This window comes from Billgrantia sp. Q4P2, assembly GCF_052806135.1.
Genome location: NZ_JBRBAI010000027.1, coordinates 1 through 4,967 on the forward strand (window position 1 = coordinate 1; position 4,967 = coordinate 4,967).

Below are 4,967 nucleotides of genomic sequence, written 5' to 3' on the forward strand. Positions count from 1 at the left end.
CCACAGCGGCTTTGCGCTTGGCGGTCCAGCGTTTGACGGTGGGTTCGTTGCTCATTTCGTCCTCCTGATGGATGCACTATAGCCTGTGCAGCTCTGGAGGGGGTCACTTCAGGTCGAGGCTCCCGCCGCCGAGGCGCCACTGGCCACCAGGCCACTGGCGGCGCCGGCGGTGAAGTAGGTCACGACGATGGCCACCACCAGCGCCGCGCCTGCTCCAAGCCCGGATTGTTCGTAGTCCCAGCTGTCGTGGAAGGCCTTGACCCGGCGCCAGTCGACGTCGCCGCGCTGCTCCATCTCCTGCAGCCAGGCGAGGTCGGGGTTGGCGGCGACCATGGCGTCGATGGTCTGGCTGACGCTGCGCCGGTCGATCTTCTCCACGTCGATGCGAAGGCCTTCGGCGGCCTGGATGATGAGTTCGCCCTGGGCCACCAGTTCGCTCTGGCGCAGCGTTTCACGGGTGAAGCCTTCGCCGGAGGACGATTGCCAGGCGAAGCTGCTCTTGCTGCGCTCGTGGGATTCGGTGTGTACGTCGCTGGCGGTTTCGAAGCGGATGCTGCCGCCGCTTTGCAGAGCGATATCGCCGTCGGCGGCCTTCATATGGGTATGCGACAGCTATTAAATAGAAAAAAACTCTTTATCTTCGACTAAAAATTCAGCTGGAAAGATCACAGACGAAAAACGCTTTTCAACGAGCGCTTCTAAAAATTCCGATGTCGTCATATTAGTCATTTCCTCAGACGAAGGATCTGAAGCTTGAATACCAACCTGCCATTTGTCAGGCGAGCCACCATCCAACAACCAAAACAAGCAATCACCATTATCCGTAAACCCCCATGGCCAAAAGCTCTCCTTTTTTCGCGGGTACAAATCAGGAAAATCTTGCCGCAAGGACTGGTAAGCATAAAGAAAATAAAACACTTTCTCCAGATTAAGATTCGGATTGATTGAGAAAGGATTAATAATCCAAAGAAATTCCCCAATGGAGCCAGTGCCGTACAAAGAAACAAATTCTTTGTAATCCTTAGGAAAGTCTTTTTTCAACTCGGAAGATAGAGATGCCCAATCATGCCCCCCAGCTTCCACCGCACGATCTGGCACTGGCATTATTTTTTTTATCCGTTCAATGCTCATCTCGAAACCCCATCAATGTTAGGAACTGAAACACTCAAATCAAAGCCACCTGAACCACGAGCTGTTAGTGTAACGCCCGTCGGAACCAGCTCGCCTCCTGTGTAAACTGGAACGGCTCTAAAATTAACAGCTTGACCGCTTTCAACAGCATTTCTAACCTGAGCTTCAAAGTAACGCATATTGGGTGAATTTGTATTTCTTTGAAAAAGTGTAACAAGATTTCTAGCATCATTTCCTGAACCTCCAAGAACATTTGCCAACAAATGACCACGGGAATGGTTATTTGCACCGCCCTCAAATCCCGGAGGTCGAATTGAAGGATTTGCAGGCCCTCCCGTCTTGATCATATCGCGAGTAATTGTAGCAGTTACACCAGTAGGGCGCCCAAGGTGATCTAATGCCCCAAGAATCACGTTACTCTGAGCATTAGCTTGTGGCCGCGCCAATGGGAAATTAAAGTTTGTCTTTTTGTTAACCCCCCATGGGGCCGCAGCCAACCCTGCCGCTACACTCGGTGCGAGCCCCGCCCCCTCCATCAAGCTTCGGGCGATGGTCGCCTCACCGAACTGATTCTGCACGCCAATGTTCTCATCGAACAAGGCTTGCATGTAGGGCAGGGCTACAGAGGGCAGATCCCAAAGCGTGTCGTCCCCGTAGCGGGCGTATTCGCCGTTCGCCGCGGCGAGCGAGTGCTCCTGACAGGCCGCCAGGTCGGTGCTACAAGCTTCGACGGCGGCTTTGTGCTGCTCTTGGCTGAGGTCTTGGTAGCGCTCTACTACTTCCTCCATGCAATGAGACTCGCCATTACAATCCGCCAGCTCGGCGCGCGCCATGGCCAGCTGATCGTGCCGCAGGTAGTTATACCGTGTTGCCTGCGCAGCGATCTCGGCTCCCTGGTGCACGTCGCCGTTGACCAGCTCGGCGGCGACGATACCCACCAGTTGCGAGGCGGTGGTCAAGAAGTGGGTTCGCGTTTCGGGGTCGCTGCCCAGTTGGCTATCCAGGTACTCCACCAGGGCTTCATTGGCCCCGGCGGCCATCGCGCCGGTGCGGAAGTCGCCGCCCATGGCTTCGGCGGCCAGGCCACCGGCCAGGGCGTGCAGGGCGATCTTCTCGGGGCTGCCGTTAGCGAAGCGGTTGTGGCTGAAGTCGCCCACGGCGTTGAACAGCACGCCTTCGTCTTCTCGGTGGGCTCATGAGCAAAGAGCAGAAACTGGCCGCGGCGCAGGCAAGTCATGACGACTCAGTTGCACGGAGCCCGGCAGGGCTACCAAGGCGGCGACTTCGGCCGCCGCTTTTTTTGGTGGGGTGGTTTAGGGGCAGGTTGTGCTTGGCTTGGCAAGCCTTTGCGGGTCTGTGTCAAGTAAACACCTTCACTCTACAATCAAATGAACGCATCATTCTTGTAATAATATAAAGAAGCAGCACATAAATCCTCTAGTCCTGCCGTCGGTTTTTGGAAAATCAAATTGTCGCGCACAGACTTTAAATCTTGTACGGATAAAAACTCTTCCATGGCATGTTTTTCCGCAAGCAAAGGCGTAAATTCGTCCTCAGACAACTCCGCCTCATCAGGATTAATCACAAGAGAGACTGAGTCAATATTCGCATTTTCAACATCACTCAAATACACCCAGTCATTCCAAGAATATGCATCCAGGTTAGCAAGAATATTTCCCAAAGTTTCAGTCATGTCTTACTCCCCAGTTGAAATAGCCGCCAGAGCCGCTAGGATGCAAAGTTTCCTGAACAGGGCCTGGCGCTGTGTGCTGATCACGCGGGATAAGCTGCATCTGGCCCGGTGTATCGCTATGGTGCCACGTTACATCAGGTGTCGGTGCTGATCTAGAAAAAGCACCTCGTGGACCTGGGCTAACACCTTTTACGATACCTGGATATAGGCCTTCCATTCGCGACGCGAAGCCAGGGTCAGCCTGGAATGCTTCATGAAGAGCTTGATTTGATAACTGGTTATGACGCTGCCTTGAGACACCAGGGTAGGCTGTGCCTGGAAGCTGAATTTCGTATGCGTTTGAATAAAAAGAGCTATTTAGCGGGCGTACAATAGCTCCATTCGAACTTTCAAAGCTTGTCCTTGAAGTTTTTTTATTGACCGCCCATGGGGCCGCAGCCAACCCTGCCGCTACACTCGGTGCGAGCCCCGCGCCCTCCATCAAGCTTCGGGCAATGGTCGCCTCTCCGAACTGATTCTGCACGCCAATGTTCTCATCGAACAAGGCTTGCATGTAGGGGAGTGCCTCGGTGGGCAGATCCCAAAGGGAATCGTCCCCGTATCGGGCGTATTCGCCGTTCGCCGCGGCGAGCGAGTGCTCCTGACAGGCCGCCAGGTCGGTGCTACAAGCTTCGACGGCGGCTTTGTGCTGCTCTTGGCTGAGGTCTTGGTAGCGCTCTACTACTTCCTCCATGCAATGAGACTCGCCATTACAATCCGCCAGCTCGGCGCGCGCCATGGCCAGCTGATCGTGCCGCAGGTAGTTATACCGTGTTGCCTGCGCAGCGATCTCGGCTCCCTGGTGCACGTCGCCGTTGACCAGCTCGGCGGCGACGATACCCACCAGCTGCGAGGCGGTGGTCAAGAAGTGGGTCCGCGTTTGGGGATCACTGCCCAACTGGCTATCCAGGTACTCCACCAAGGCTTCATTGGCCCCGGCGGCCATTGCCCCGGTGCGGAAATCGCCACCCATGGCTTCGGCGGTCAATCCTCCGGCCAGGGCGTGCAGGGCGATCTTCTCGGGGCTGCCGTTAGCGAAGCGATTGTGACTGAAGTCGCCCACGGCGTTGAACAGGACGCCGCTGGCGACATGGTGCACGGCGCCTTGTAGCGCGGCATCAAGGTTACGCTCGAAGCTGCCGCCGTTGATGGCGGTTTGCAGACCGGCGTTGGCGATCCCGTGTGTGACACGATGGCCGGCGAAGCGGCCGATGCCACCTATGCTGCGCAGGTCCAGCCCCGAAGTGGTGTTAGTGGAAGTATTGGTCAATCCACCCCATACGTTATCGACGCGTGAAGTCATGCCGGCACTGAGGGCGGCGGTGGCAGCGCCACGCAGGCTGTCGCTGGAGAAGGTATCGCCGAGGGCGGTACCCAGGTCACCGCGGTTGTTGACCAGGCTGACCGCGCCGGTGCCGGCCAGTGAACCGGCGCCCGCGCTGACCATGCTGGCGGCTACGCCAGCTTCGGCCAGCCCCAGTAAGCCGGAGGCAGCCGGGCCGGCCCAGGCGGCGGCAACGATGGCCACCACCAGTGCCGCGCCTGCTCCAAGCCCGGATTGCTCGTAATCCCAGCTGTCGTGGAAGGCCTTGACCCGGCGCCAGTCGACGTCGCCACGCTGTTCCATCTCCTGCAGCCAGGCGAGGTCGGGGTTGGCCGCGACCATGGCGTCGATGGTGCGGGTAACGCTGCGGCGGTCGATCTTCTCCACGTCGATCTGGATGCCGTCGGCGGCCTGGATGATGAGCTCGCCCTGGGCCACCAGTTCGCTCTGCCGCAGCGTTTCGCGGGTGAAGCCTTCGCCGGAGGACGACTGCCAGGCGAAGCTGCTCTTGCTGCGCTCGTGGGATTCGGTGTGCACGTCGCTGGCGGTTTCGAAGCGGATGGTGCCGCCGCTTTGCAGTTCAATGTCGCCGCCGGAATCCAGCCGTGCCGCCCGATAGGTCTGGTCTTGCCCGCTGGCGATCAGCAGGTCGCCGCCGGTGCTCACTTCGCTGCCGATGGCGCGGGTCTTGCTGACTTCGTCGCGCTGGGTGCGGCTGCCGCCGAGCAGGCCGCCGCTGCTCTTTTTCTCGTAAAGCGAGTAGTCGTGCTGCTGGGCGGT

The 4,967-nt window shown here is 57.8% G+C and carries 5 protein-coding genes; all 5 read right to left on the bottom strand.

The window, feature by feature from the left end:
* Nucleotides 1-108 precede the first annotated feature (108 nt).
* Nucleotides 109-597, bottom strand: a complete 489-nt coding sequence (locus ACUY1T_RS21880; protein WP_446025678.1) for a hypothetical protein — start codon at nt 595-597, stop codon at nt 109-111.
* A gap of 18 nt (nt 598-615) precedes the next feature.
* The gene (locus ACUY1T_RS21885) at nt 616-1,131 is read right to left on the bottom strand and encodes an SMI1/KNR4 family protein (protein ID WP_446025679.1); all 516 of its coding nucleotides are present in this window, start codon (nt 1,129-1,131) and stop codon (nt 616-618) included.
* Nucleotides 1,128-2,303, bottom strand: a complete 1,176-nt coding sequence (locus ACUY1T_RS21890) for a DNA/RNA non-specific endonuclease (protein ID WP_446025680.1) — start codon at nt 2,301-2,303, stop codon at nt 1,128-1,130. Before ACUY1T_RS21890 ends, ACUY1T_RS21885 begins: the two co-directional genes overlap by 4 nt.
* A gap of 212 nt (nt 2,304-2,515) precedes the next feature.
* On the bottom strand, nt 2,516-2,824 hold the full coding sequence (locus tag ACUY1T_RS21895) for a DUF7716 domain-containing protein (protein ID WP_446025681.1): 309 nt from the start codon (nt 2,822-2,824) through the stop codon (nt 2,516-2,518).
* On the bottom strand, nt 2,817-4,967 hold a 2,151-nt coding region (locus tag ACUY1T_RS21900), incomplete at its 5' end, for a DUF637 domain-containing protein (protein WP_446025682.1). The genes ACUY1T_RS21895 and ACUY1T_RS21900, both read right to left, overlap by 8 nt.

Excerpts from the sequence above, each read along its gene's own strand:
- ACUY1T_RS21880 (WP_446025678.1), bottom strand. The coding sequence starts at position 597 with ATGAAGGCCGCCGACGGCGATATCGCTCTGCAAAGCGGCGGCAGCATC.
- ACUY1T_RS21885 (WP_446025679.1), bottom strand. The coding sequence starts at position 1,131 with ATGAGCATTGAACGGATAAAAAAAATAATGCCAGTGCCAGATCGTGCG.
- ACUY1T_RS21895 (WP_446025681.1), bottom strand. The coding sequence starts at position 2,824 with ATGACTGAAACTTTGGGAAATATTCTTGCTAACCTGGATGCATATTCT.